Here is a 25,443-nt window from a genome sequence, read left to right as displayed (position 1 = left end):
ACTAATTCACCTGCCCAACAATCGCATCAGTAAGCTGAAGTTGGGTTTGTTGGCTGTCGCGAAGACGTTGTTTTACTTCTTCACAAACGACAAATAGTGCTTCAACCTTTGTCACGATTTTTAGTTGTTCTTCTAAAGGAGGTAATGAAAATACTAGGTTTTGAATTTTAATAATTGTAAGGGCATTGTAAGCACTACCAGCTACTCCATTGTTAACCTGTTTCCAGAAAAATGCTGAGTCAACAAAAAACTTCAAGAATTTTGGGTTGGATAAGGAGTGATGACTGATTTTGGTTATGTTGCCATCTTTATAATAAAACGGTCGTTCATCGGCTATCCAGTTGTTACCTATACTGCCTCCTATCGAAGCCAGCATCAGATCATTAGGATATGGAAAACCTAACTGATACCGTAGAGCATCATATTGATTGTGAGAAATGAATAGCTCGGTCGAAATATCGTTGCCTCTACCTAGTTCTCCAATTTCTTTGGAGCGAAAGAAAGGAATGCCATTTTGCACATAATCTTTGACATGGATTCGCTTACTGGATGAAACATCATATATTTCGCCCAAACGACACCACTCCCACCCTTCCGGCAGTTCAAACGGCTTTTCATCCTCAGCAATCGGCGGTAGGGCTTTTTGCTTTTTGATCTTCTTCTCTTTCACCAACTGCGCTTTTTCTTCCGCGATGCGCTCAAGTAGTTTTGTGGCTGGTTCGTCATTCGGGTCTTGTGATACCAGCTTACCCATCACTGCCAATTGCAGAATGGTTTGTTTTAGCTGATCGATGCTTTGTTCTGTGGTGAACAGGGTGTCGAAGTGCTCGCTGATGCGTGCCCAGTTCGCCATCAGTTCGGTGGCGTCTTGGCTGTTGGTGAGCGTTGCCAGCAGGGTTTCTACCAATACTTGATGGGCATCAAGGCTGGCTTCTGTTTGCTGCTCGAGCTGGTCGCACAGTGCCATCAGTTCGTCGACTTTGGCGACAATGCGGTGTTGTTCGTTTGAGGGAGCTACTGATACAGGTAGTGAAACTACTGAGCTTGTATTTAATTCGACTTGCTTGGTAGAGCCAGAAACTAAAGAGAACTCATGGTCTGGGTTAATTCGAGCTTGAACACCTGGCGACATAAGAAAGCACCAGATGTATCGGCTGCTCATTAAAAGCGGGCGCAACACCGTTACATGAGAGTCTGCAACAAGAGACTTACTCTCAACGACTGGCAGCACATTAACCCGACCTACTGTTCCTGTTCCTGTCGAATTCCAAAGCAAGTCTTTTTCTTTCAAGTAGCGTTCTTCTTGATAACTTTCCAAGCTTTGGTCTTCAACATATCTTGCAGGCTCAATATCAAACCCTGTGTTCTGTACGCATTTTTGAGACACAACACGAACACTACCTTTATCGGCATACTTTGGACCCTTTCCTCTTTGCACGTACTCGGTAAAATCTTGCACGTGCGTCCAAGCCCACCCATCTGGAAGTGTCGGAAGATTTTCTAAAGATAAATTCGAAATAGCTTTTGGCTTCTTGATCTTTTTCTCTTTCACCAACTGCGCTTTTTCAGCCGCAATTCGCTCAAGCAACACAGAAGCAGGTTCATCAGTCGGATCTTGCGGCACTAACTTACCGCGCACCGCCAACTCCAAAATCAGCTCGCGCAGTTTCTTGATGCCATAAAGCTCGCACTTTTTGCTGCTAGCGCGACCAGACGCAGACTTTGCCTGTACTGCCGATGTCCAGATGTCGATATGGTCGGTGATCAGTTTTTCCGCAGACATTACTTCACCTCATCCACAGCTTGAGCTGATGAAACTCTTTGTGACGAAGACAAGGCATCGCCCAGAATGTCTTTCAGTTGGTTGCGTAGCTCGGTGATTTCTTGCTGTTGCGTTTGGTAGCTTTGCAGGAGTTCATCTGGGTCATGGCTGACCACTTCGCCTTGATACGGGTTTTTAATGTCCAGGTTAAAGTTACGGGCAATGATCTCATCAATCGAGACTTTCCATGCGTGATTGTTCTCTACGCGGCTAGCAAAGCCTTCTTCTTCCTTGCCCCACCAGTCGATTTCAGCCTGAAACTCTCCAAACTTCATCGGTTTGGTTTTGCTGTAGTTCTTCACACCCTCAGGGTATGGGTGCTCGTAGAACCATACTTCTTTGGTTGGTTTGCCTTTGGTGAAGAACAGAATGTTGGTCTTAATGCCCGTGTAAGGGTTAAACACGCCGTTTGGCAGGCGCACAATGGTGTGCAGGTTACATTCTTCGGTCAGCAGCTTTTTGATTTTGGTTTTTACGCCTTCACCAAACAAAGTGCCATCCGGCAATACCACACCCGCACGGCCATTTGCAGGATCCAGTACTTCAATAATCAGTTGTAGGAACAAATCCGCCGTTTCACGGGTTTGCATTTCCGCCGGAAAGTTCTTTTCAATCCCGTCTTCTTCGGTACCGCCAAACGGTGGGTTAGTCGCAATCACGTTAATGTTGCTGTCCCAGTTAGAAAGCGGCTTATTCAGCGTGTTGTCGTGTTTGATTTGCGACGGCACTTCAATGCCATGCAGCATCATGTTGGTAATACACAGCAGGTGCGGCAGTTGCTTCTTCTCAACGCCATGGAATTGCTTCTGGAACGTCGCGTACTGCTCGCTGGTTTCAGGCTTGTCGTGCTCTTGAATGTGGTTGATGGAGCAGGTCAAGAAGCCGCCCGTACCGCATGATGGGTCAAATACGTTTTCGCCCAATTTCGGGTCAAGACGGTCGACGATAAAACGGGTCACCGCACGTGGGGTATAGAACTCACCCGCATTACCGGCGCTTTGCAGGTCACGCAGGATTTGCTCGTAGATATCACCAAACAGGTGGCGTTCCTGCGTGTCTGTAAAGTCGATTTCATTCAGCTTGTTGATCACCTGACGCAGCAAGGTGCCGTTTTTCATGTAGTTATAAGCATCGCTGAACGCTTCTTTTACTACATAGCCTCGCGGGTTGGTGTCGACTGGCGCTGCCATGTTCTTCAGGTTGTGGAACAGGTCGTCGTTCACAAACTCCAGCAGTTTGTCACCTGTTATGCCTTGTGCATCTGCAGCCCAGTTGCGCCACAGGTACTTTTCGTTGATTGGCGCTTTGTAATCATCCAACTCCAGCTCTAATTCTTCTTCCTGTGCGTCGAAAACTTTAAGGAACAACAACCAGGAAAGTTGCCCAAGGCGCTGTGCATCGCCGTCGACACCGGCATCTTTACGCATGATGTCTTGAATCGATTTGATTACGGAACTGATAGACATGATTTAACTGCTTTTGAAGTGCGAAAAATTGCGGGAATTATAGCGGATTTCATCACTTTATGAGAGGGGAATCGAAGCAAACAAAGCGGGTCTACAATCGGTTAAATCATTGCCATTAAGATGATTAACAGTCTGGAATCATTAAGAAAAGCAGGGCAGCGTTTGAGATGCACATAGAATGTCCACATTGCGCGACATCAAATAAGATTGAATTTGCGGAACACATCATTTGCTGTGAGTGCGACAAGAGCTTTAAAGGGCAGTCTTTCGGAAAGCTGAAAAAGCCGCTGATTTCAGCAGGCACTGCAGCGATTATCGGGTTGGTGAGCGGATTTAAAATAGAACAGCTAATGGATGAGAACAGATATCCGGTATCTGTGGAGTACGCCATTGTTGATACCTGCGTGAACAGTTCAGCGCAACCGCTCTCTATCAGTCAATACAAAGATAAACGTCAAGTCTGTCTGTGTGCTGTCGAAGCGACGGTCTCTCAGGTGTCTTACCGAGATTTTAAGGAATCGCAGATATTGTTTAACGAACCGTTTAAAGTGGCTATAACAGCATGCAACAGAGGCTCCTAAGAGCCCCTGCTGCTTATTAATTACTTACTCTTTGGCACGTTGCCTCGCCCGCGACCAGAAGGTTTGCCCGTTGTGCTTGGGTAATTAGGATTTGGCTTGGATGCAGGGCTTGGTTTAGGTGCTGATTTAGACATGGTTATCTCCTTATTAGGTGGTTGATAGTTACTTGTCGTTTTGGTTTCGAGCTTTGTCCGCCGCTCGCTGCATACGCGCAGCAAAACCACCTTTTTCAACTTTGCCGCCATTCTGTTTTGCTTCTGCAGATTGAATACGAGCAGCGGCTTCGGTCGTGACGGGGTTTTTAGGTTTGTTCATTTTTAAGTTCCTTGTTTAGTCAAAATGATGTCTTCGCTAAGACAGGAACAGAGTACGAAAAGGCATGGGGACAGATGGGGACACGGGAAAAACAGGAAGAGATACGCCTATTATTAGGCCGTATGGGTTGGAGTTTGCGTAAGTTAGCTGACGTTGTGACTGATTATGAAAGCGACTTGGAGGATATAACCTTATCTGAAAGCTCCGATCCAACAGTGCGCTATGAAGTGATTCGAGGCCACTTCAAAAGAAAAACAACTCCAGTTGAAAAGCTCGATCACTATCTTTCAGCCATCATGGACCATGTGGAGTATGAGAGTTTGAAGCTCGACCATGTTCGGCCCAACTTTGTTGCTCATGACATCTTAGGTGAAGAGTTTTCGGAAGAGTTGGTTCGAGTCTCGATGCGGGTGAATAACCCTTAAGAATTCAGATACCAAATGCGAGCCCAGAATCCACTGGAGCAGATATTCATAGAAACTGGCAGTTTATGAACTCAATTTTTGAAAACATGAACGCGATAACTGGCATTTATATCTCGTCGCTCGCAACGAGCCTCTATCTGGCTAGACATACCTTGATGGTGTTTTCGCTTTGGTGGAATCCATATACCAGTTAAAACAAGAACCGCTATCGAGTACTTCTTTTCATAATGACGGGAGTCGAACTGGTGCCACAATCCAACAATTTCTTGCGCTTTCTCTCTACTTGGGATGACGCTCTGTCCTGTAATAGTTCGAAAAGCTGTGCCAAACTCGCGTGACTGCCAATTTTTAGAATCAGAGTACAGCCGTTTTATTGTTGACTTTGCATCATCGAGAGACATCCTCTCTAAACTGAGGGTAGTGCTGCGTCTACCGCGTTTATAATTGGGTTCACCCGCAATCTTCTTTTTTTTGTTAAAGTGGTCGCCACCAGTATTTTTCCTGCATTTCTCCCGCTGCTCTTGCTTAGTTGATTTAAACCCAAGAGCCTCTAGTTGTCTTTGAAACTCCGTTTTCATAATTAGTAACTCCGTAAACACTATTGGCTAATTCTTTATCCAAGTTTATAAATTTCGTCTTCTAGCTCATTGACGGCTTTCAGGTAGGTTTCTTTGTCACCAAACCCTTTTTTGATGATTTCAGTCGGACGGCCAATCTCATTGAAAGGAGCAACTTTCAGTACCGTCATGTTTTCAATTTCACTGACGCCCGCGTCGGTATATTTCTCAAGAAGGTTGCTCAAAACTTCCTGCGCGACATCGCCATATTTGGTGAAGTAGTTACGCTTCTTCACATTGTCAGCTCGCTCTTTGCGGGTCAGAGGTGGTTTGTCATAAACCACACAGCAGATCATATCGAAGGGGTCCATGTCTTTGCCCACTTCCTGTTCCAGTGCTTCCCAGATAATCCCGATCTCCGCGAGCTCATCAATGATGGCCTGTTTGCGGTCAGCATTGTTCCACTTACGGGTGAATTCATCCATTGAGGTAAACTGCTTTGCCATGGCTTTACGGATGTGGTCTTTGAACGATTCCGTCACTAGTTTGCCGTCGCTGTCGTAGTACTGCACACGCTCGGCAAGCTTACTTACTTTGTGCATTTCAATTTCATATTCGTAGCAATCAAAGGAAGTTATCTCCGTACACCCCCTTCTTTGTGGCCTCTGCAATCCCGCCAACTTGCTATCTATATCAGAACTCTTATCTTCACTCATCTCTATCTACTATCTGAACCGAAATCGCTTTTCTTGGTGATGAGGTATCTAAATCTGCGCCTAGGTAAATACCGCCAGCCAAAAGGAATGGACAGAGTGCCCATGGTAAGCGTTTCATTACTTTATTCATTACTTGATATCTAGAGTCATTTTTTTCGATGTTGTTGTTTACACATACACCGATTTCTTCAATCAAGTATTCAGTAAAAGCATCAGGTTTCTCATTGATTATTCCTGCCTCTTTCATATCTTGGAAATAGCGTTCCATCTCTGAAACAGGGGGTAATCTCTCGTAAGTATCTCCCCAATATGCTCTATATAAGACCCAAGCTATATACAAGAAACAGATACATGAGATTGTTGCTGAAACTACAAACACTATTGGTACTAGCTCCAGCGAGTGCTCAAGTTGGAAAGTCTTGAGCATATAGAGCATTACACCAACAGCAGAGAGGAAGGATACGAGTCGAACTTGAACCACCCCCATTACTTCAGTTTTTCGGGCTAGTTCTGAATCATACTGAGATTTATAGAAACTCAGTCTGTCTTTAATGTCCAAGGGAATAAATTACCAAGTAGATAAATCGACGCACTACGCCAACTTATAGATTTCACGCTCAAGTTCACTAACGGCATTGATGTACTGTGCTTTGTCTCCAAAACCTTTTTTTATGATCTCGAGCGGACGACCAATTTCATTGAAGGGAGCAACTTTCAGTACCGTCATGCTTTCAATTTCACTGACACCCGCGTCGGCATATTTCTCAAGAAGATTGCTCAATACTTCCTGCGCGACATCGCCATACTTGGTGAAGTAGTTACGCTTCTTCACATTGTCAGCACGTTCTTTGCGGGTCAGGGGTGGTTGGTCATACACCACATGGCAGATCATATCGAAGGGGTCCATGTCTTTGCCCACTTCCTGTTCCAGCGCTTCCCAGATAATCCCGATCTCCGCGAGCTCATCAATAATGGCCTGTTTGCGGTCAGCATCGTTCCACTTACGGGTGAAGTCATCCATTGAGGTAAACTGCTTTGCCATGGCTTTACGGGTGTAGTCTTTGAACGATTCCGTCACCAGTTTGCCGTCGCTGTCGTAGTACTGCACACGCTCGGCAATCTTTTTCACTTCGACGCCAGAAACATGGAATTTTCGGACTTCTTCCTGAATAGGCTCATCTGGGCCTGGGCCGAACGTATCGTCGCCTGAAGTTGTGTAGGGTGGCGTTGGCTCTAGAATCGTATCTGGGTCGATGTCATCACCAAACGGTGATTCCCCATCAATAGCCGCTTCGCCGTTTTCGTCCTCCGGCATGCCATCGACAATATCATCAAGGTCTTCTGGGTTTTCAAAATCTTCCGGTTTGGTGACTTTTACCCGCTCGGGGGTGCCATCAAAACGCTCGTCGGCGAAGAGCTCTGTGGCCTTTTTAAAGTCGAGGATAGAGAACCAGAGTTTGCCGAACTTGTCATCGATACGGGTGCCGCGACCGATGATCTGCTTGAACTTGGTCATGGATTTGATGGTGGAATCCAGCACTACTAGTTTGCAGGTTTTAGCATCGACGCCCGTGGTCATCAGTTCTGAGGTCGTTGCAATAACCGGATAGGCTTTTTTCGGGTTGATGAAGTTGTCCAACTGCGCTTTACCAATTTCATCATCGCCGGTGATTTTCATCACGTATTTTTCGTTCTTCGCCATTTGCTCTGGGTTGCAGTTGGCAAGGGCTCGGCGCATACGTTCTGCGTGGTCGATGTCGTTACAGAACACAATGGTTTTCGCCATCGGGTCTGTGCGTTTCAGGTAGTTGGTAATGGTTTGGGCAACAAGCTCGGTGCGCTCATCAATCACCATGGTTCGGTCAAAGTCGCTCTGGTTGTAGATGCGATCTGTAATGACTTCGCCATGTTTGTCTACCTGACCTTTGGTGGGTCGCCAGCCTTGAAGATCAACGTCGATATCCACGCGCACGACTTTGTAAGGCGCAAGGAATCCATCTTCAATGCCTTGCTTGAGCGAGTAGGTGTAAACAGGCTCACCGAAGTATTCGATGTTGGAAACTTCATCGGTTTCTTTTGGCGTTGCGGTTAATCCCACCTGGGTCGCTGAGCTGAAGTACTCCAGTATTTCGCGCCATGCGCTGTCTTCTGAGGCGCTGCCTCGGTGGCATTCGTCCACTACGATTAAATCGAAGAAATCCGGACGGACGTTTTTGAAGATTTTCTTTTCTTCTTCCTGCCCCGTCATGGCCTGATAAAGACCTAAGTGGATTTCAAAAGCGGGGTCGATGGTACGATTGCCGATTTTGGTCATCGCGGTACCAAAAGGCTGAAAGTCGTTATTTTTGGTTTGGTCGACAAGGATATTGCGATCAGCCAGAAACAGGATGCGTTTCTTGGCCCCAGACTTCCATAAGCGCCAAATGATTTGAAAAGCGGTGTAGGTTTTACCTGTACCTGTCGCCATCACAAGCAGCACGCGATCCTGCCCTTCGGAGACCGCTTCAATGGTTTTGTTAATGGCATTTAGCTGGTAGTAACGCGGTGATTTACCGCTACCATCATCGTAGTAATCTTGGGTGATCAGCGGCAGTTGGTCGTCACTATATCCCTTCCACTGACAATACTTCTCCCACAGCATGGCTGGGGATGGGAAATCCTCAAGGCGGATTTCAGTCTCAATCTGATTCGGGTTTGTTTTGTCGTGGAAGACATAACCATCGCCATTGGTGGCAAACACAAATGGCACATCAAGCAAGGAGGCATAATCCAACCCTTGCTGCATCCCTTTGCCCACTTCGTGCTTATTGGCTTTTGCCTCTACAACAGCCAGCGGCATGCTGGGTTTATGGTAAAGCACGATATCTGCCGATTTCACTTTTTTACGTGCTGCAATTTGTCCACGTACGACGACTTTACCGTCTCGGAGTTTGACCTCCTGACGGATTTGAGTCATGCGATCCCAACCGGCATCTTCAATGCTGGGAAGAACGAATTTGCTGATGATATCGGCTTCAGTGAGCTTAGATTTGTTGATGGTGGAGGTCATAGTGCCAACTGTACAACTAACTGGATGCTGGCATTATAACTGAGTTTAAATTTCTGGGGATCAGCTTGTTGTTGGTTCTAATCGCTAATTCATCAATAAACTTACGTGAAATGGGAAAGAACTCTCTGTTTGAAGTCTCCCAGCACTAACAATTCCCGTGATTGATATCCATGCCAGCCGATATCGTCATGACTTGGGCTTTCAAAGAGCACTTCTTTGCAATGTCTGGATATGGCCTGATTTGGGTTGTTGATGATTTCTGTCGACTGGTTGCCAGCACTTTGTAGCCTTGGGTTACCCTTAACGCTGTGAACGGCCAGTGTGCTCTCTGGCACATCTAACGTCAGTTGCTCGGCGTAACTCACTAAATTGGGTTCTGCAATGGTGTACAGCCAGGCATCATTGTCTTGCTCACCTCTTTTACGTTGAATTCTTCCCAGAACCTGCCGGAAATGGAGCTCAGTCTTTACCCGACTTAGATGACAACAGACCTGAAGTCTTGGGATATCCGTCCCTTCACTGATCATTCCAACACTGACTATCCAGGGTTGTTTAGCTGTTTTGAACGCTTCAATTATTCCGTTTGCATTGTCATGACGATAGGTCACAACCACGGACGCTTGCTTGAAATTCGCTCTAAGCATCGCTGCAATCTGCTCTGCATGCTGAACGGTCGATGCAACAACCAGCCCCGCAGCATCTGGGATACTGAGACGAACGTCACTGAGCTTTTGGCAAGCGAGTTTGAGCACATGCAACAGAACACTCTCGCTGTTCAGCAGAGAACCATAGGGCTCACCAGAACCTGAAAGGTATTCAGAGACGGATGGATAGGTATCCCTTGAGCCATCATAGTTTGAAGCGACTAGCTCTTCGTTATCAACCAGCACCACATTAGGCCTTCGACAAACCTGATCAGCGACTGCCTCGGCAAGGCCATAGGTATAGTCACAGTGAATATTGCCTTCGACCGAGTAGGCCGCGAAAGCAATCTGCGTTGCGTTAGATCGCCAAGGGGTTCCTGTTAAGGCAAGAGTGAATGCAGCCAGTGTCTGAAGCCGAGATATAAGCGCATTTCCCCAAGCATTGGGCTTTTCTCCTCCGGCACAATGATGAATTTCATCAAACACGACGAGCAGCCGAAGTGTTTGAAGGGATGCCCAAAATTCGTCACTGAGGCTGGATAGGCTCTGGTAGGTCAGAGATACCCCTTTGTCACCCATTCCTCCGGTAAAGGGGCATTGCAATCTGTGCGAAAACGTCTTTTTGATACCATCTGCAATCGTGATAGAGGGCGAAAAGCACAGCACACCATCAATCATATTTCGGTCAAAAAGGTTGGCTGCAACTTCTGCCGCCATTATCGTTTTTCCAGCACCCGGTGTGGCGAGACAAAGAAAGTGTCTTTGCCCCGTGGTGTAGCTTTCCATGGCTGCATTGACGCATTCACTTTGCCATTTTCTTAGCATTGCAGTGACTCCAATTTACTCAGGGCGTTAATTCTGCCCAGTAACTCTGCTGAGTATGCTTTTGATTTCTCGTAGAGCGGTTGGATAAGTGTTGATTGCGCAGGAAAATGAGCGAGCACTCGCTTATATTCTTCTACTTCTCCCAGCACGATACGAAGTTCGGCCTCAGATTGGGCTTTTTCTTTGGATATATGCGCCAGAAAAGAGCGAGAGGGTTCGATTTCTGGCTCTACATTGTTAAGAGGCAAATTCGTGCGTTTGGCGGAAACGAAATGCAGGGCTTTGAAGCGGTCAGTTTTAAAATAACGTGTGTGTCCCTGCGTTTCATCCTGACGTTTTTCCAGAAATCCACGATCTACCAGCTTGTAGATTTGGCGATAGAGCACCTTTCTTAGCGCTTGCTTATCGAAAAGCTCTGCGGTGTCTTCGAGCAAATCATTTCTGATTTCCAATACCGAGAATCCATCCATTTCTTTCTCTATCAATGCCTTATACAGCCATTGATTCAGGGGCACTGTTCGCTTCATCTTGACTACTACACTCATCGAAAACTTAGGATTGCTAAGTATACAGAAATCGGTAAAACTTAGACAATCTAAGTCGACATAGGTCAACCAGATATGACTCAGTGCAAAAAGACAACCCAATCCCAACGAGGCTTAAAGAAGCCCGTAAAAAAGCCGGTATCACTCAGAAAGATCTGGGTATAAGCATTGGTATGGAACCGAGTTCAGCGAGTGGGCGAATGAACCACTATGAAAAAGGCCGCCACACACCGGATATCGGTACGCTTCGACGCATGGCCGATGAACTTGGCGTACCGCTAAATTACTTTTTCTGTGAAAGTGAGTTGACTGCGGAGCTAGCCTGCTTGGTGGATAAACTCAGCGATGAGGACAAGGCGGCGCTGATTGCGAAGTTGGTTGGGGGACAGAGCTAACTTCTTCTCAAAGGCTTGTTATTCAAAAGAAGGTTCATAGGAAGCTGGTCAGTAAAAAGGCGTGGTAATAGTTTTTCCTCCTTGGACGTAGCCGATAAATTGTATCTTGATACCGCTTTCAGCTCTCTTATTTCTATCTGTTCAGTTGAGCATTTGAAAGGGTTTGGTAGCTTCGGGAATTTTTGAACGAATGTATCTGACAAAACCTCTTTATCAAGAGTCGGCTTTTCTTGGATAAAACTGTTTAGCAGCGCATCTTCAAGAAAATGCTTTAGCTTCCTACATTCACCGGAGCAGACCGAAAAAAGTGGAAGGAGTATATTGTCACCCGTCAACATTGGTTTTTGGTCAAGTTGCATTCTAGAAGCCAATCCTGCGACAAATTTGGCAAAATGCTCTTTTCCCTCGACATCAGGAATATATGGAGATTCTCTATCTTCGATATCTTGGTGTTTGAAAAGCCTGAAGTAATCAATCTCTCTCTTCCACCCAAGGCGTGAACTCCACTGGGCTTCATTGGCTAACACTGCTGCATATGGCATCCCAACAAGCACAAATGGGACCTTCGCTTCCTCGCTTATATATTTAAACGTATTGGCAATTTCTTGACGCATGTCGGCTGTTGAAAACTCAATAAGTTCTTGTATTTCATTAACAATAATGAGTTCGACATTTTTATCTTTCAGCTGGCGCACAATTCCCTTAGCGAGGGCTGGGGCTTTTTTTCTGTTGTTGGTTCGGCTGGAGGAGGCCTTATTGTTGAGATCTGTAAGAAACTGTTGAATAGTGCCTTCTTCACTGATATTTGACGGGATTCGCGTGCTTAAAATTTTTTGGTCAGCGAGACTTTTTGTCGAATTAGTTGGGTTTTTAGCGAGGTATTGGTTCACTAAAGCGGTTTTGCCAGAACCAGTTTCACCCGTCAGTAACATGGACTCTTGTTCACCGCCGAGATGTCGATTTAGCCGCAATCGGTCAAATACGCCAAAAATCTCGGAGATTGCAGGATATTCGATAAAGCATGACCTAAATGCTTTCAGGCTGTTCATTTGGTCAGCGTTTAGTCGGAGCATCAATACCCCTCAATATCGGTAAAGTCCTGCGGGGGAGTGTGATCATCTGATGTACGCTCAGCCGAAGTTGAAGGACTAGCGTTGGTCAGTCTTCTATCTTGACTAATGATAGTAGTCGGCCCATCAGAACCCACATCCCGGTACTTTGCAATTTTTGAGACACTTCCTAGCTTGGGCTGACCTCTTTTTCTTTTCTTTGAACGAGAAAGGTACTCGATTTCCTCATCTATCCTTTCGTCAATATACAAACGTGCATTAGCAAGAGCTTCTTCGTCTACCTGGTTTCTTGTATCTAGCCTCTGAACCCTTAGTGATCGTTGATGTTCATATAGCGATAAACCCTTAGTGTAACCCGTACTATCGACTGCAGGAACTTTGATATAACGTGCTTCTTGATCAAGGTAAACATAGATATGGCTAAGGTCTGAAGGGTCGGTTTTAGTTCTAACGTAGAGATTATCTGCATTGTATTTGCGGTAGTTAATTAGCTCATCGGATTGATATCGAATACGGTGAAGACGTATACCTCCTAACCTGATGGTTCGATTCCTTAACAGCCCCAATTCAATTCTTAATTGTTCTTCCTCTTTACCTTCATAAAAATTAGGACGCCACTTACTACTGTCCCACTTACGATGGGGTATTGCTCGCTCTTGTGAGTCTGAGTTTTGGTGATAAACATCAACAATCCATTTGTGAAGCAAGAATAAATACGTTGATACGCGTACAACAGCGTCTTTTTTGGGGTCGTAATCCTTTAGTTGCTCTGGATTCGCGAAGGTCTTGCCCGGAAGTTTGTTATGAAGCCCTCTGTTCAAGAGGTCAAATACATTCTCTACGCCAGACTTTTCCCATGGGTGTGCTTTTTTGCAATAGTCGATATCAGAAACAAGAGGTCTTAAGGCATCATCCAAACTATTGCTCCAGAACTCTGCACCATTATCAACGACAAGATTCTGGATTTTACCAAAGCAGGGCCAGTCATTGTCGACTTTCGGGTAACGTTCTTTCAGCCAGTCTTTTTTTAAGACAGCATTTAAAAATGCTTTTCGTACAGAGTCATAGCTTGGCTCTCTCCAGTTAACACTTAAACCAACAATGCACTTCGTGTACCGGTCAAAAAGTATGGTCAGGTAGGGACGACCGACAGCAATATCGAGTTCATCATCGATTAAAATGACGGGCGCTGGCGTATGGTCGATTTCAACATATTCTAGAGGGTATGTGGCAGGAACCATTTCACCAACACTTCGAAACTTCCTGTCAGCATATCGTTTGCCGTACCTTGCCAAATCAACATCGTAAGGAGGGAGTTCTTTTATTCGGTTATAAAATGCCCTGTCTTTCAGCAGAGTGATTTTACCGTCAACAATGTTTCTATTGGCTCGCAGAACTTGGTCTTTGTAGTATTGATAAGTCTCAGCAACGGTGAGCCTTTCTCGAGTCAGATATTTCTTCTCGATTGCGTCGTCTATATATTGCTGTGAGTCGGTATGCCGTTTACGGTTTCCTTTCTTTCGATGCTGGGGAACTAGGGAATGAATCGACCTACCGGATTCGTAATACTGCTTTTTCCAACCTGCTAGTGTTCTCCAACTAGGTATTTTCATACCTAGTGAGCCTTTTGCTTCGGCCAATATCGGATCAAGAATCTTTTCAGTCCAACCACCCTTAATCCTGCGCTCCACAAAACGTATGATCTTAAGTTTAGCGATGGCCGCTTTTTGCTCCTTCTCTGTGTAGGAGTCTAAAGACCGAATGAGGTTATGAGTATTAGATCCTTCGAACAAATCTTCGAAAAGATCATCGTCACTTTTGTCAGGAGAAGCCCCAAAAGCACTTTCATACCCAAAAGCAGCGCTTTTTCCATCACTCATTGGTCACACCATACGAGCGTGTTTAAGCTGAACGGTTCTTGCCTTAGGTCTGCATTGATTTTTTTCGAAGAAATCCAGCATAGGGAACATATCAAGGTCTCGTGTTCTGAAATACCGAGCTCATCAGCGACTTGGTAGAGCTTAACTTCCCCTCTTTTGCGAACATATGCTAAAACACTTTTTTGTATTTCAGTAATGGTGTGGAGACCCGAGTATCGGTGTAACAGCTTGAGATTATTGATGATTGGGTCGAGGCGGATTTGCTTTTCAGTGACAAGAACAAGTGGGTGTCCCAACTCATCGGCAACGCGAGCTTTCTTTTCAAATCGGGCTTTAAAGTCTGGCGAAGATATTTTGCTAGAGTGTTTTACTTCGAAAAATGCTGAGGTTCCGGCGCTGTCGAAAACTTGAAAATCGGGAGTGTATCGACACTTTCGACCATTAAAATGGTAGAAAAAGCCATCGGGTTGGGAGACATACGAGTGGACATCCGGATTGTATTCGAGGTGAAGACAAAAATCGTATTCGAGTACAGACATCGTTCGAACAACAGCGTCGTTCTTCAAGCTCATAAACTTTCTGATGTTATGAACAAATGAGGCTTTATTAGTTTGATCAAACATATGCAGCATAACCGTACGTTGTAATGTTACTACTAAACGTAGGCTATGCTGATTAATGCTGCAACTTTGCAGCCTTTCCCTGCACTGCTTGCAGACTTATGCTGCAAACATCAGCAGAAAGAAAGCTTATTTTTTGCCTTCTTTGTCCAGACGGGTCAGCTCTTTGATTTGACGGCTGATCTCGCGGCGCTCTTTTGAAATCTCTGCGCTCTTGATGATGTGGTCATCAACACGATCTTCGTAGTCAGCTTTCATGTTTTTAACGATCTCTACGATTTCATCGTGAGTCATTTCTGGCTGAATGTAATCAAGCAGGTTCTCAAGCAAAGTTACGCGCTTCTGGTTGTCGCGGATTTTCTTCTCGTTATCCTGAATTTCCCGCTTCAGTTTATTCTTGCGACGAGAGAACTTAACGATCTCGAATACATTGTTCATAGGTCTATAACCTTCTTTGTGTGATCCTGATGAAATTAAACCACAAGGTGACCGTCGGAAACAGTCTTTTGATCAAGGAAAGCTCAGTATTTTACGAGAACTTTTAGTGACAGCTTGGGCAGGAAAATGTGTGCTATAACCTCGTGAGCGCAGAATATTCGCGGCACACGAATCGTAAGCGAATTAACCATATAGCATGTTGATAGAAAAGAAAAAGGCACGCGTGGAAGCGTGCCTTTGACGAAAGTGAAAGTAAATTACTCAACTGCCCCTTCAAGGCGGACATGTTCACCTTCCAGTTTAAGATGAGCGCCGCGAAGCATGGCATTCACCAGCTCTGTGGCATCAAACTTGGTCAGCGCTTCGTGAGCCCCTACCTGATGGGCGCGGTCAACACTGATTTCACTGGAAAGCGAGGTGTGTAGGATCAGATACGCTTCGGAGAGCGGCTCGTTGCTACGAATTTCAAAGGCCAATTCATAACCGTCAATGCCTGGCATTTCGATGTCACTCACGACGATATCAAACGGTCGGCCTTCTCTGGCTGAGTTTTTCAGCTTCTCAAGTGCATCAATCCCGTTGGTGCTAACCACATAAGGAATATTGATGCTGTCGAGCGCTTCTGAAAGCTGACGCCTTGCCAGACTGCTGTCATCAACCAAGAGGATGTGCATAGGTTTGAGTTTCTCGCGATCCACATCGGCGAGGATAGGATGAAGTTTGTCTTCCGGCATGGGGAAGATTTTCGACATCACCAACTCAACATCCAGCAGTTGCACCAGCTTTTCATCAACATTCATCACGCCAGTGAGGAAGGCTCGTGTGCCCAGGGTTTCTGGAGGTGGCGTGATATTGCGCCAGTCACATTCACTGATTTTTTCGATACCACGTACCAAAAAGCCCACCACACGACGTTGGCAGTCGGTGATGATGATAAAACAGTTTTTGTACTCTTCCTTATCGACAGGTTGATAACCAATCGCTTTCGCCATATCGATAACTGGTGTAGTGATACCACGGATATTCGCGGTACCAATGACAGTAGGATGAGAGCCAGGAAGTGCAGTGAGCGGGCAGAAAGGTACAATCTCTCTGACCTTCAAAGTGCCAAGGGCAAAAGTCTGTGTGGCAGAGAGTCGGAATAACAACATACCCTGCGATTCATTGGCTTTGCTTTTCATATAGCGCCTGTTTTTAGCCAGAATGAGTAAACAAGAAAAATGATGCATTGCTTCCAGCAACGCCACAATATCTCTCTTGATTGTAGCTTTTCCTCTTCCTTGTCACACCTATGATGGGCCGATTTATGACACTTATCCAGTAACTTTTCGTGAATTTCCAGCGTGATCAGAATCTTGCTAACTCTCTGTGAGAGAAGGCATTTGCAGCCCAATGATAAAAATGTAAGTAGAGGTGGGGTAATTTCGCTTTATTCAAGGAGTTTTTCTATTATTAAGATGTAACGCGCTAAATAGTTAAACCGAAGTGAGTACCTTCTCATTATGTGTTTTACTGGCTGACAGCGATAAGACAATGAGAAATCACAGTGATGTGATCTGAGAGCGGTTAGTAACCCATGACAAGCATTTTAGATTCTGTAGACTCCCGTACCAACCTAGTGGGTGAAAACCGACTGGAATTGTTGATATTCCAGCTAGGAACACGCCAACTTTTCGCTATCAACGTTTTTAAAGTCAGAGAAGTGTTGAAAGTCCCCCGCCTTAACCAAATGCCCGGTTCTCATCCCAAAATTAGCGGTGTTGCGACCATTCGAGGTCACTCCATCCCTGTAATCGATATGCGTCAGTCAATTGGTTTGCGTCCGCTCAGCAAAGATGAAGAAAGTAATCTTATTGTGACGGAGTACAACCGCTCCGTGCAGGCTTTTTTAGTCGGCAAGGTGGTGTATATCAAGAATATGGGCTGGGACGAAATTATGGAGCCGCCAAGCACGGGGCGTTCCAATTACCTTACGGCGATCACTAAGCTCGACCATGAAAACGAACAAAAGCTGGTTGAGATTATCGATGTCGAAAAAGTATTGGCGGAAATTATCTCCTATGACATCGGCATTTCCGATGGTGTGTTGGATGATGATCTCTCTAACCATCTAGTGGGCCAGAAAGTGCTGGTGGTGGACGACTCTTCTACTGCGCGCAAACAAGTCACCGAAACATTGGGTCAGCTTGGTATCGAGTGCATTGAGAAGAAGAATGGCCAGCAGGCGCTGAATCTTCTTAAATCCTGGTGTGATGAAGGCAAAGACCCGCGCAACGAGATCCTGTTAATGATCACTGACGCGGAAATGCCGGAAATGGACGGCTACAAGCTGACGTCAGAAGTGCGCGCAGACAGTCGCATGCACGATCTCTATATTGCGCTTAACACTTCACTCAGTGGCAGCTTCAACGAAGCCATGGTGGAGAAAGTGGGGTGTAACCGCTTCGTGTCCAAGTTCCAACCCGATCTTCTTGTGGATGTGGTGCAAACCCGCATGCGCGAAGCGTTGGGCAAGTAGGCACGGGTGAAGCTACTTTTTCTCACCCGCCATGCAAAATCCAGTTGGGATGACCCTTCCCTTGATGATCACGACAGGCCGCTGAATCCTCGTGGCCTGCGAAACGCATCTATGATGGGAGCCAGATTGGCGGCATGGTTAAAGCAGCCCCAGTTGATTGTTTCCAGCAGCGCACTTCGCGCAATGACGACGGCACAACTGATGGCAGAACAGTTTGTTCATTCGCCATCTGTTGTCATTAAAAACACGGTTTACACAGAAGATTGGCAAACGCTGGTAAAGGTTGTAGAGCGGTTTGACGACGATAATGAAAGCGTCATGTTGGTTGGTCATAATCCGGCTTTCAATGAATTTCTCGCTCATATTCCCTTTGAAATAGATAACCTTCCAACGTGTGGTATAGCGGTGATTGCCCTTTACAGCCAAAGTTGGTCTAACTGGTCGACGGCAGGTAAACAGGTTCTGTTTCTCGATTATCCTAAACGACTGAAACCGTAGTCAGTTTAACGCGATGTCAGGATCCGACTACTGAGACTTATTCACTTTTTCTGTGGATAACCCAGTTAACTCTCAGGGTCTAATCCGCTTGTAAGCCCGAGTTATCGAAGTGACGAAATGATCTTCGCGAGCTGGTTAAAAAATGCACAGTCGATCAGTGATGGTCTTTTTACATCCACCCAATGAAATTAAGCCTATTGGAGGCATGCACACACGGAATGTTTCGGTATAAACTATATGTCCTTCCTGGCTCGCGGAAAGACCCGTTAGAAGAGAATATTTTGGAGTACATAATTGATCTCTGTAGAAAAAGATGAGGGGTTAACCGCACGGATTGCGCTGATCAATGAAGAGATAAAAAGACAGGACGTCGAATTCTACCTATTTGTTCCTGGAGAGCTGAATTTCTCCAAGAGCGTGCTCAGCGAAGATGAGTTTTACTACACGGTACTGTCTAACACCCGTACCTACTTTTCTTCGCAACACCATTTACCGCTTGTTCACTCCCGACTCGCCAGCCGGGATAAATTGCCTTCTGACAAATATCGTGTGAGCTTGAGCTTGTACGCGTATCAATACGCGCTTTCGCTGGAGAAAACCACGCACCGATTTTTCGATACCATGACTGACGTGGAAGAAGAAGAAGCCGTGGAGCAATTGGAAGTGATCACCGACATGGCGGTTGAGATCCTTCGTCGTCTGCGCCGTTATGTGCCGAAAGATGAAAGTCTCATCAAGTACTACAACAATGTCGATAACTACCTTTCCTGGTTGACTGAGCAGCGTTTTCTTTCGCTGGTGGCGCACATGCCAAGAAGCGCGGCGTTCAAGCCGATCAAAGAGCAGCTTTTGGCTTTTTGCGAATCTGAAGCTGCTTATCGTATCGACCAAAACTACAACTCATCCAAGGCGCAGAGTGACCCGACGCGAATGGTCAACAAGATGCGCCTTGCCCGTCGTCTGATTGAATATCCGGTAACGATTCGCCAGAACGATGTGGTATTGGGGCAGAACCTCAACAAACTGGCAAAAGGTGCGGCAGCAGGTCTGGTGATGATTTTTGTCACCTTTGCGATTATCCGCATGCGTAACTTCTTGGGTGAAATTACCCTGTCTTTCGCGCTGGCCATGGCGGGGTTATATGCCATGCGTGAGATTTTTAAAGACGACTTGCGTGATGTACTTTGGCGCTTTATTCGTAAAGGGCGTCCTAAGTGGCGCAAGATGTTTACTGACCCGACATCCGGTCAGCGTATCGGCAATCAGCTGGAGTGGTTGGATTACATCCCGTTCGACAAAATTCCTGATGACGTGCGCAAGATGCGTAAAGGCAAATTACGTCAACGGGAAGAGTCGGTAGTGAAGATCAAGATGGTGACGCAGATGTCGACCACCAAGTTCCTTAGCGGCTACGACATGACGCGGGAAGTGTGGCGACTCGATTTCCGTCCATTTTCCCGCCTGATGGCGCGTGGTAAGCAGCGCTATTACGCGCTGAGTGATGGTCAGGTGACGCGTGAATCTATCGACAAGCGTCACCAGTTTAACCTGGTTTCCAAGCAGAAAAATCAGGATGGCAGCTTCACGATTCAACGCTGGAAGATCACAGTTAATCGTTCCAAAGTGGTTGATGTAGAAGAAGTGTTCTCATAATTGTTCACTCCTTGATCAGTGAAAGTCCCGTGAATGGATAAGTAGCTGATCGAGAGTGTGGGTCATATCAATCAATCGTCCAGCGACTACATGCACCACATCGCCTTCGCGCTCTAATATTCCTTTTACTTTTAATATCTTAGCCGACACAAACGGTGTGTTCTGCGCCCGTGCAGTGGCGAGCCACACCACCACATTGATGTTGCCAGTATGGTCTTCCAAGGTCACAAAGGTTACGCCACTGGCTGTCCCTGGGCGTTGTCTGCCAGTGACTACACCAGCAACAGTGACCGCTGAGCCTGAACGTATAGTATTGAGCTCACTGGCTAACCGATGTTTGCCCAGTTTGCCGTTTTCATCCAGCAGGGCGATGGGGTGCTTGCCGAGCGTAAGACCTGTGGCTGCATAATCCTCAATCAAATCTTCTACCGCAGAAGGGGCGGCAATCGCATTAGCATCCGAGCTGTCCGGTTGTGTGTTTGAAAACAGCGGCAGAGCGTGGCTGTCATCCATCATCTGCCATCGGGCGGAAAAGCGGTTATCTGCCAGCACCTTGGTGGCGTTGGCACTGGCGAGCGCTTCCAGATCCCCCCGGCTCAATCCACATTGTCTTATTTCGTTGAGATGCTGGAATCCTTTGTAGGGGCGACATTGCAGCAGCTTCTCCGCACCAATGTCGGATAAGCCTTTCACAATACGAAAACCAAGTTGCAGCGCAGGCTGACCTTGGACTATCACTTGTTGGTGATCCCACTGGCTTAGATTGACGCAGACGGGAAGGATTTTCACCTGATGACGGGATGCGTCCTGCAACAGCTGCGAAGGGCTATAGAAACCCATCGGCTGACTATTGAGCAGCGAGCAGTAAAAGGCGACCGGATAGTAATGCTTTAACCAGGATGAGGTGTAAGCCAATACCGCAAACGAAGCACTGTGTGATTCCGGAAAACCGTATTCACCGAAGCCTTGGATCTGTCGGAAGATCTGTTCGGCAAACTCAATGTTATAACCGCGCTCCTGCATACCGTTAATCAGCTTTTCGCGAAAAGGAGCGAGCTTTCCACTGCGCTTCCATGCTGCCATGGCGCGACGAAGTTGGTCGGCTTCACCGCCACTGAATCCGGCGGCGACCATCGCAAGCTGGATCACCTGCTCCTGAAAAATCGGCACGCCCATGGTACGCGACAACACCGACTCGACTTCTTTCGAAGGGTAGGTGATGTCTTCCTCACCCCAACGCCTTTTCAGGTAGGGGTGCACCATATCGCCCTGTATCGGACCGGGACGCACAATGGCAATCTGAATCACCAAATCGTAATAGCAGTTTGGGCGCAGTCTCGGCAACATGCTCATCTGGGCGCGGGATTCGACCTGAAACACACCGACAGAATCGGCTTTCTGGAGTTGTTGATAGACAATGGGATCGTCACCCATGGCAATGATGTCAGCGATCGACAGACTGCGTTGGTGTTGCTTGTCGATAATGGCAAACGCCTTGCGGATCGCACTCAACATGCCGAGCGCGAGGATGTCTACTTTCAACAGTCCAAGGGATTCCAAATCGTCTTTATCCCATTGGATCACACTGCGCTCTGCCATGGCGGCATTTTCGACCGGCACCAGTTCATACAACGGACCTGCGGAAATAATAAAACCGCCGACATGTTGACTGAGATGGCGCGGAAAGCCGCGGATTTCTTCAACCAGTTCCAGCAACCAGCGCCCAAGGTGTGATTGGGTGTCCAAACCCAGTGCTTCAAGCTGTTCACCTTTATCCAGCCCTTTGTCACGGTGGTTGAGGTTTTTGATGTAGTAATCCAGCTGGGTTTCATTAAGCCCTAGCGCTTTGCCCACATCGCGGAACGCGCTTTTAAAGCGATAGGTGATCACTGTCGCGGCAATGGCAGCGCGCTGACGGCCGTATTTCTGGTAGATGTAGCGGAAGATTTCTTCGCGGCGTTCGTGCTCGAAGTCGACATCAATGTCTGGTGGCTCGTTACGTTCTTTCGAGATAAAACGCTCGAACAGGACATTGATTTTCTCTGGGTTAACCGCGGTGATTTCAAGGCAATAACACACCACAGAGTTCGCCGCAGAGCCGCGTCCCTGATACAAAATGCCTTGTGATTTCGCGTACTGCACAATGTCGTAAATGGTGAGGAAAAAATACTCGTACTGCTGTTCGGCAATCAGCCCCAGCTCTTTATCGATGGTTGCGCGGATCTCTGGCTTAATCCCGTTCGGGAAGCGTTTGCCAATGCCTTCTTCCACCAAGTGTCGCAAGTAACTGCTGGCGGTGAAGCCATCAGGTACCAGCTCTGCGGGATATTCATAGCGAAGCTCACTGAGACAGAAGGTACATTTCGCCGCAATGCGCTGGGTTTCTTTTCGCCAACGTTCGGGATAGAGCTTTTCCAGTTTCTCAACAGGCTTGAGTGCCTGTTCGCCATTTCTTGGCAAATCGAAGCCGCATTGTTGTATAGGTTTGCCGAGCCGAATCGCCGTGATGACATCGAGTAAAGGCTGGCGGCGGGGGTGATGCATCAGTACATCATTGGTGCAGACAATTGGCAGGTCGTGCGCTTTTGCCAACGATTCCACCATGGCCAGATATGTGGATTCATTGGGCAGTAGCAGACGCTCAACGCCGATCCACAATCTTTCTTCAAACGTGTTCTTCAACCAGTGCTGAAAATCCTCGGGTTTGTTTTTTTCTTCATGTTTGAGTGTCGGTAGCCAGATGCAAAGACACTGGGTGATGTGGCTGAAATCATCACTGAATACCTGATAATGCCCTTTTTCGCTGCGCATTCTGGCTTGGGTAATAAGGCGTGCCAGCTCGCCATAGGCTTGTCGGCTGGGGCAAAGCAGCACCAGTTTTTCATCCTGAAAGGTGATTTCTGAACCAATGATCAGCTTGAGTCCGAGGTTCTGGTCGCGGTTTGCAGTGTGAGCACGTACTACGCCAGCAAGCGAGCATTCATCAGTGATGGCGAGTGCGCTGTACCCTAAAGTGGCAGCGCGAACAACCAGCTCTTCCGGGTGGGAAGCGCCGGTCAGGAAGCTGTAATTGGTTTTACAGTGCAGTTCTGAAAAAGGCTGTGGGCGAATAGTCGAAGGTGTTGTCATAGGCAGCGATCTCAAACAGCGGATCAACAAAAAAGGCCATGCTCGAACCACTCACCTTGTGCGGTTCGAAATACCCAGCAAAGTTGTCCCCGTTTATTACGGGCGACAAAGTAATCGCGCTGGATGGGCGATTTATCCCACCAACCACCACTGACGCGTTCTGGGCCTGTAAGTGTGTCAGGGCGAGACAGCAGAGGGCGGGGAGACACATGAAGCAGTGCAGGACGTGTCGGCAGGAAGGGAGGCAAGAGCTGCGTACTTTTCTGCAACGGCAATTGGCGCTTGAAGGCACGCTCTGGGCGGTGGTCATTCTCCAGTGACAGGCTGTAAACCCCATGTTTCCCCGCTTTCGCCTGCATCAGGCTGATCAGTTCTCCCGGCGTGAGTTGTCCACGTTTACCTGCGAACAAATCCTGAGTGGGGGACTGCCTTGGCAGCAGAGTATTGGCTTCCAGTCGAAGGTGGGTGACAGGGGCATCCAGCTTAAGCTTTTCAAGATGAAGTTGGAGCAGCGGCATCCATCGGCTGGTGGCCGATTCCGGCGTTGCTGCGGTGATCTCCAAGACTTTGTCATCTTGCTCTCGCTGTGTCAGCACAATGGTAATGGCGGGGGTGACCGCCTCCCTGACGTGCAGGAACTTCTCCATTTCTTTGAGCATGCGCTGTAGTGGAAAGCAAAGCGTCTGGCTATTGGAAATGTCATGCAAAAGCTCCAGTGACTGGTAGAAGTGCTCGGGCGGTGTGAAGCTCGCAGGCAAGGCCAGGCTTTTCTGGGTTAGGGAACGTAGGTGAGCTGTCAGCGGTTTACCGAAACGCTGACCGAGTGAATCCACCGGTAACGCCAGCAATTGCTTGGCGTGCCGGATTCCCATGCGCTCCAGCTGAACAACATGTCTCTCTGTGAATCCCAGTTCTCGCACAGCAAGCGCAGCGAGTGCCTGTTCAGCCGCTTCCGGGGTCAGGTAACCACAATCTGCCTTTGCGCGTGCAAGCCAGCGTGCCGCTTGTGGATAAGGGCTAAGCGCGAAGTGATATTGCACCTGCTCGCCACTGAGCACAGGCAGCAGTGATTGCCAGTAGTTATCCAGTGAGCCATAAAGCTTGAGCATCGGAGTGACTTTCATCAAAAGCCCGTCCGGTGCGTAAGGGATGATGTCTGCGTTGACCTGATACAGCAGGGAAGCCAGCTGCAATAGACGGTCGGTTTCGGCCTGTTCATCATAGTCAGCGACGTCTAAGCCATGACACAGCGCACTGGCGGTACCAAGGTCGTTACCCGTTACAATGCCATATTCCCGTGCTTGTGCGTTGGCTTGATAAACATGACCTGTCGTGCGGGAAAGCACAATCAGCGGTGTTTCCACCCTGTTATCGCGGATAAGGGTGTCGAGCAGCAAGGCGGGGAAATGCAGATACAACCAGAGGATCATCGGAACAATGGCACCACGTTAGAGGTGTCTGCCAACTGGAGAGATGACAGTGTGATGGTTTCATGCGGCTCTGCTTGTTCGGCCAGTGAGAAGGTATGAAAAACAGGCGCTAATGGCACATGAAAAGGTTGAACAGGTAGGCCACGGCGTTTAATCACAGTCACCTTCAATCCTCCTTCATCAGGGATGGCAGACAGGCGGCAGCTTACCGGCAAACCCTGAACACTTTTTTGGTGGGTGATCATAAACAGCAGGCAGTCATTTTCGGTCGCAGCGAGTTGAAGGCGTCTGGCCTGAGTCACGGAAAGTGCTTCCCCCCAGAGTACGGCAGAGCGACAGCAACCACTTTTCAAAGCTTGTTCAACGCACCATAAGCTTGATGAAACAGACGCATCCAGAATGATCACCTTTTCTAAATCCAATCCTGCCTGACACAGGGCAATGGGGTTGAGCTCTCCCGGTGGCGCGGCAAACACGGTCAGTTCACTGTCTTTCAAAGCCGTCACGACAGCTGGCAGGATCAGGCGTAATTCACCAATGCCAAAGCAGGGCAATTGCAGTTCAACCACGCCGGATTCCGGCCAGCCGCCATCCAGCTTTTCATCAAGCACAGTGTGGCCGCTGGGGCGGCAGTGCGCTTTGGGTTGATAGAGACGGTTCGCCGTCCAGATCCCTGAATGCAGGGCGAGAATGTTATCAAGCATAAATAATGATACTGTATATATGTACAGTATTATTCTAGGGCGAGATTGCGGTTAGAACAAGTGTGTTTTGATGCATATTAGACGACATTGAAGAGGAAGAAGTGGCTCGTTAAGCGCTCAGATTGCCGATATACTCATATACCCAAACAACCTGAAGATGCAG

22 protein-coding genes and 1 pseudogene are annotated in these 25,443 nt (G+C 47.3%); 6 read left to right on the top strand and 17 right to left on the bottom strand.

The annotated features are described in order from the left end of the window. Nucleotide 1: 1 nt before the first annotated feature. Together QL223_RS12600 and QL223_RS12595 are read right to left on the bottom strand one after the other, a co-directional pair. Complete coding sequence (locus QL223_RS12600; RefSeq protein WP_281544948.1) at nucleotides 2-1,783, bottom strand: restriction endonuclease subunit S; 1,782 nt, start codon at nucleotides 1,781-1,783, stop codon at nucleotides 2-4. After that, on the bottom strand, nucleotides 1,783-3,288 hold the full coding sequence (locus QL223_RS12595; protein WP_281544947.1) for an N-6 DNA methylase: 1,506 nt from the start codon (nucleotides 3,286-3,288) through the stop codon (nucleotides 1,783-1,785). The genes QL223_RS12600 and QL223_RS12595 overlap by 1 nt, the downstream gene beginning before the upstream one ends. 167 nt (nucleotides 3,289-3,455) lie before the next feature. Here QL223_RS12595 and QL223_RS12590 point away from each other — a divergent pair, with 167 nt between their 5' ends. Then, the gene (locus QL223_RS12590; protein WP_281544946.1) at nucleotides 3,456-3,869 is read left to right on the top strand and encodes a hypothetical protein; all 414 of its coding nucleotides are present in this window, start codon (nucleotides 3,456-3,458) and stop codon (nucleotides 3,867-3,869) included. Nucleotides 3,870-4,031: 162 nt separating this feature from the next. Here QL223_RS12590 and QL223_RS12585 read toward each other — a convergent pair whose 3' ends face one another. Next, nucleotides 4,032-4,184, bottom strand: coding sequence for a hypothetical protein (locus QL223_RS12585; protein ID WP_281544945.1), 153 nt, complete (start codon nucleotides 4,182-4,184; stop codon nucleotides 4,032-4,034). A gap of 74 nt (nucleotides 4,185-4,258) precedes the next feature. Here QL223_RS12585 and QL223_RS12580 point away from each other — a divergent pair, with 74 nt between their 5' ends. After that, the gene (locus QL223_RS12580) at nucleotides 4,259-4,609 is read left to right on the top strand and encodes a hypothetical protein (RefSeq protein WP_281544944.1); all 351 of its coding nucleotides are present in this window, start codon (nucleotides 4,259-4,261) and stop codon (nucleotides 4,607-4,609) included. 71 nt (nucleotides 4,610-4,680) lie between these two features. Here QL223_RS12580 and QL223_RS12575 read toward each other — a convergent pair whose 3' ends face one another. The 6 genes and pseudogenes from QL223_RS12575 to QL223_RS12550 form a co-directional block, all read right to left on the bottom strand. Then, nucleotides 4,681-5,187, bottom strand: coding sequence for a hypothetical protein (locus tag QL223_RS12575; RefSeq protein WP_281544943.1), 507 nt, complete (start codon nucleotides 5,185-5,187; stop codon nucleotides 4,681-4,683). A gap of 35 nt (nucleotides 5,188-5,222) precedes the next feature. Then, a pseudogene (locus tag QL223_RS12570) lies at nucleotides 5,223-5,750 on the bottom strand (type I restriction-modification enzyme R subunit C-terminal domain-containing protein); the annotation flags it as partial. 124 nt (nucleotides 5,751-5,874) lie between these two features. Next, nucleotides 5,875-6,441, bottom strand: coding sequence for a hypothetical protein (locus tag QL223_RS12565; RefSeq protein WP_281544942.1), 567 nt, complete (start codon nucleotides 6,439-6,441; stop codon nucleotides 5,875-5,877). A gap of 33 nt (nucleotides 6,442-6,474) precedes the next feature. Next, nucleotides 6,475-8,931 (bottom strand): DEAD/DEAH box helicase family protein, encoded by a 2,457-nt coding sequence (locus tag QL223_RS12560; protein WP_281544941.1) that lies wholly within the window; start codon nucleotides 8,929-8,931, stop codon nucleotides 6,475-6,477. A 101-nt stretch (nucleotides 8,932-9,032) separates the two neighbouring features. Beyond that, entirely contained in the window at nucleotides 9,033-10,400 is a 1,368-nt protein-coding gene (locus QL223_RS12555; RefSeq protein WP_281544940.1) for a DEAD/DEAH box helicase family protein, read from the bottom strand. Continuing rightward, entirely contained in the window at nucleotides 10,394-10,927 is a 534-nt protein-coding gene (locus QL223_RS12550) for a hypothetical protein (RefSeq protein WP_281544939.1), read from the bottom strand. Before QL223_RS12550 ends, QL223_RS12555 begins: the two co-directional genes overlap by 7 nt. Before the next feature lie 101 nt (nucleotides 10,928-11,028). Between QL223_RS12550 and QL223_RS12545 the strand changes: the two genes are divergently transcribed. Next, on the top strand, nucleotides 11,029-11,340 hold the full coding sequence (locus tag QL223_RS12545; protein WP_281544938.1) for a helix-turn-helix transcriptional regulator: 312 nt from the start codon (nucleotides 11,029-11,031) through the stop codon (nucleotides 11,338-11,340). Here the strand turns inward: QL223_RS12545 and QL223_RS12540 are convergent. From QL223_RS12540 to QL223_RS12520, 5 genes are all read right to left on the bottom strand, one after another. Next, nucleotides 11,337-12,389, bottom strand: coding sequence for a TniB family NTP-binding protein (locus QL223_RS12540; RefSeq protein ID WP_281544937.1), 1,053 nt, complete (start codon nucleotides 12,387-12,389; stop codon nucleotides 11,337-11,339). The two genes, QL223_RS12545 and QL223_RS12540, sit on opposite strands and share 4 nt — an antisense overlap. Nucleotides 12,390-12,412: 23 nt before the next feature. Beyond that, a complete protein-coding gene (locus QL223_RS12535; protein WP_281544936.1) occupies nucleotides 12,413-14,290 on the bottom strand; it encodes a transposase in 1,878 nt (625 codons plus the stop codon). Further along, nucleotides 14,287-14,913, bottom strand: a complete 627-nt coding sequence (locus QL223_RS12530) for a TnsA endonuclease N-terminal domain-containing protein (RefSeq protein WP_281544935.1) — start codon at nucleotides 14,911-14,913, stop codon at nucleotides 14,287-14,289. Before QL223_RS12530 ends, QL223_RS12535 begins: the two co-directional genes overlap by 4 nt. A gap of 126 nt (nucleotides 14,914-15,039) precedes the next feature. After that, nucleotides 15,040-15,348 (bottom strand): DUF496 family protein, encoded by a 309-nt coding sequence (locus tag QL223_RS12525; RefSeq protein ID WP_002536784.1) that lies wholly within the window; start codon nucleotides 15,346-15,348, stop codon nucleotides 15,040-15,042. 257 nt (nucleotides 15,349-15,605) lie between these two features. After that, complete coding sequence (locus QL223_RS12520) at nucleotides 15,606-16,529, bottom strand: chemotaxis protein (RefSeq protein WP_039849665.1); 924 nt, start codon at nucleotides 16,527-16,529, stop codon at nucleotides 15,606-15,608. Nucleotides 16,530-16,924: 395 nt separating this feature from the next. Here QL223_RS12520 and QL223_RS12515 point away from each other — a divergent pair, with 395 nt between their 5' ends. The 3 genes from QL223_RS12515 to QL223_RS12505 all read left to right on the top strand — a co-directional run bounded on the left by QL223_RS12515 (nucleotide 16,925) and on the right by QL223_RS12505 (nucleotide 20,017). Continuing rightward, the gene (locus QL223_RS12515) at nucleotides 16,925-17,866 is read left to right on the top strand and encodes a chemotaxis protein CheV (protein WP_002536786.1); all 942 of its coding nucleotides are present in this window, start codon (nucleotides 16,925-16,927) and stop codon (nucleotides 17,864-17,866) included. Between the two features lie 6 nt (nucleotides 17,867-17,872). Then, the gene (locus tag QL223_RS12510) at nucleotides 17,873-18,364 is read left to right on the top strand and encodes a histidine phosphatase family protein (protein ID WP_281544934.1); all 492 of its coding nucleotides are present in this window, start codon (nucleotides 17,873-17,875) and stop codon (nucleotides 18,362-18,364) included. Nucleotides 18,365-18,658: 294 nt separating this feature from the next. Then, nucleotides 18,659-20,017 carry a hypothetical protein gene (locus tag QL223_RS12505; RefSeq protein ID WP_002536788.1) on the top strand — a complete coding sequence of 453 codons (1,359 nt, stop codon included), beginning with the start codon at nucleotides 18,659-18,661 and terminating at the stop codon, nucleotides 20,015-20,017. 15 nt (nucleotides 20,018-20,032) lie between these two features. Here QL223_RS12505 and QL223_RS12500 read toward each other — a convergent pair whose 3' ends face one another. From QL223_RS12500 to imuA, 3 genes are read right to left on the bottom strand one after another with little or no spacing between them, the layout of a single operon-like run. Next, nucleotides 20,033-23,146, bottom strand: a complete 3,114-nt coding sequence (locus QL223_RS12500; protein WP_281544933.1) for an error-prone DNA polymerase — start codon at nucleotides 23,144-23,146, stop codon at nucleotides 20,033-20,035. 23 nt (nucleotides 23,147-23,169) lie between these two features. Beyond that, nucleotides 23,170-24,576 carry a DNA polymerase Y family protein gene (locus QL223_RS12495; RefSeq protein WP_281544932.1) on the bottom strand — a complete coding sequence of 469 codons (1,407 nt, stop codon included), beginning with the start codon at nucleotides 24,574-24,576 and terminating at the stop codon, nucleotides 23,170-23,172. Then, nucleotides 24,573-25,280 carry a translesion DNA synthesis-associated protein ImuA gene (imuA, locus tag QL223_RS12490; protein WP_002536793.1) on the bottom strand — a complete coding sequence of 236 codons (708 nt, stop codon included), beginning with the start codon at nucleotides 25,278-25,280 and terminating at the stop codon, nucleotides 24,573-24,575. The genes QL223_RS12495 and imuA overlap by 4 nt, the downstream gene beginning before the upstream one ends. Between the last annotated feature and the right edge of the window lie 163 nt (nucleotides 25,281-25,443).

This window comes from Grimontia sp. SpTr1 (assembly GCF_947387585.1).
Classification (GTDB): Bacteria; Pseudomonadota; Gammaproteobacteria; order Enterobacterales; family Vibrionaceae; genus Enterovibrio; species Enterovibrio indicus.
The sequence above is the reverse complement of the archived record's forward strand: the minus strand, read 5'-3'. Positions and strand labels throughout refer to the sequence as shown.

Coding starts and splice junctions, on each gene's coding strand:
- QL223_RS12600 (WP_281544948.1), bottom strand. CDS start 1,783: ATGTCTGCGGAAAAACTGATCACCGACCATATCGACATCTGGACATCG.
- QL223_RS12595 (WP_281544947.1), bottom strand. CDS start 3,288: ATGTCTATCAGTTCCGTAATCAAATCGATTCAAGACATCATGCGTAAA.
- QL223_RS12590 (WP_281544946.1), top strand. CDS start 3,456: ATGCACATAGAATGTCCACATTGCGCGACATCAAATAAGATTGAATTT.
- QL223_RS12585 (WP_281544945.1), bottom strand. CDS start 4,184: ATGAACAAACCTAAAAACCCCGTCACGACCGAAGCCGCTGCTCGTATT.
- QL223_RS12580 (WP_281544944.1), top strand. CDS start 4,259: ATGGGGACACGGGAAAAACAGGAAGAGATACGCCTATTATTAGGCCGT.
- QL223_RS12575 (WP_281544943.1), bottom strand. CDS start 5,187: ATGAAAACGGAGTTTCAAAGACAACTAGAGGCTCTTGGGTTTAAATCA.
- QL223_RS12560 (WP_281544941.1), bottom strand. CDS start 8,931: ATGACCTCCACCATCAACAAATCTAAGCTCACTGAAGCCGATATCATC.
- QL223_RS12555 (WP_281544940.1), bottom strand. CDS start 10,400: ATGCTAAGAAAATGGCAAAGTGAATGCGTCAATGCAGCCATGGAAAGC.
- QL223_RS12550 (WP_281544939.1), bottom strand. CDS start 10,927: ATGAAGCGAACAGTGCCCCTGAATCAATGGCTGTATAAGGCATTGATA.
- QL223_RS12540 (WP_281544937.1), bottom strand. CDS start 12,389: ATGAACAGCCTGAAAGCATTTAGGTCATGCTTTATCGAATATCCTGCA.
- QL223_RS12535 (WP_281544936.1), bottom strand. CDS start 14,290: ATGAGTGATGGAAAAAGCGCTGCTTTTGGGTATGAAAGTGCTTTTGGG.
- QL223_RS12530 (WP_281544935.1), bottom strand. CDS start 14,913: ATGTTTGATCAAACTAATAAAGCCTCATTTGTTCATAACATCAGAAAG.
- QL223_RS12525 (WP_002536784.1), bottom strand. CDS start 15,348: ATGAACAATGTATTCGAGATCGTTAAGTTCTCTCGTCGCAAGAATAAA.
- QL223_RS12520 (WP_039849665.1), bottom strand. CDS start 16,529: ATGAAAAGCAAAGCCAATGAATCGCAGGGTATGTTGTTATTCCGACTC.
- QL223_RS12515 (WP_002536786.1), top strand. CDS start 16,925: ATGACAAGCATTTTAGATTCTGTAGACTCCCGTACCAACCTAGTGGGT.
- QL223_RS12500 (WP_281544933.1), bottom strand. CDS start 23,146: ATGACAACACCTTCGACTATTCGCCCACAGCCTTTTTCAGAACTGCAC.
- QL223_RS12495 (WP_281544932.1), bottom strand. CDS start 24,576: ATGATCCTCTGGTTGTATCTGCATTTCCCCGCCTTGCTGCTCGACACC.
- imuA (WP_002536793.1), bottom strand. CDS start 25,280: ATGCTTGATAACATTCTCGCCCTGCATTCAGGGATCTGGACGGCGAAC.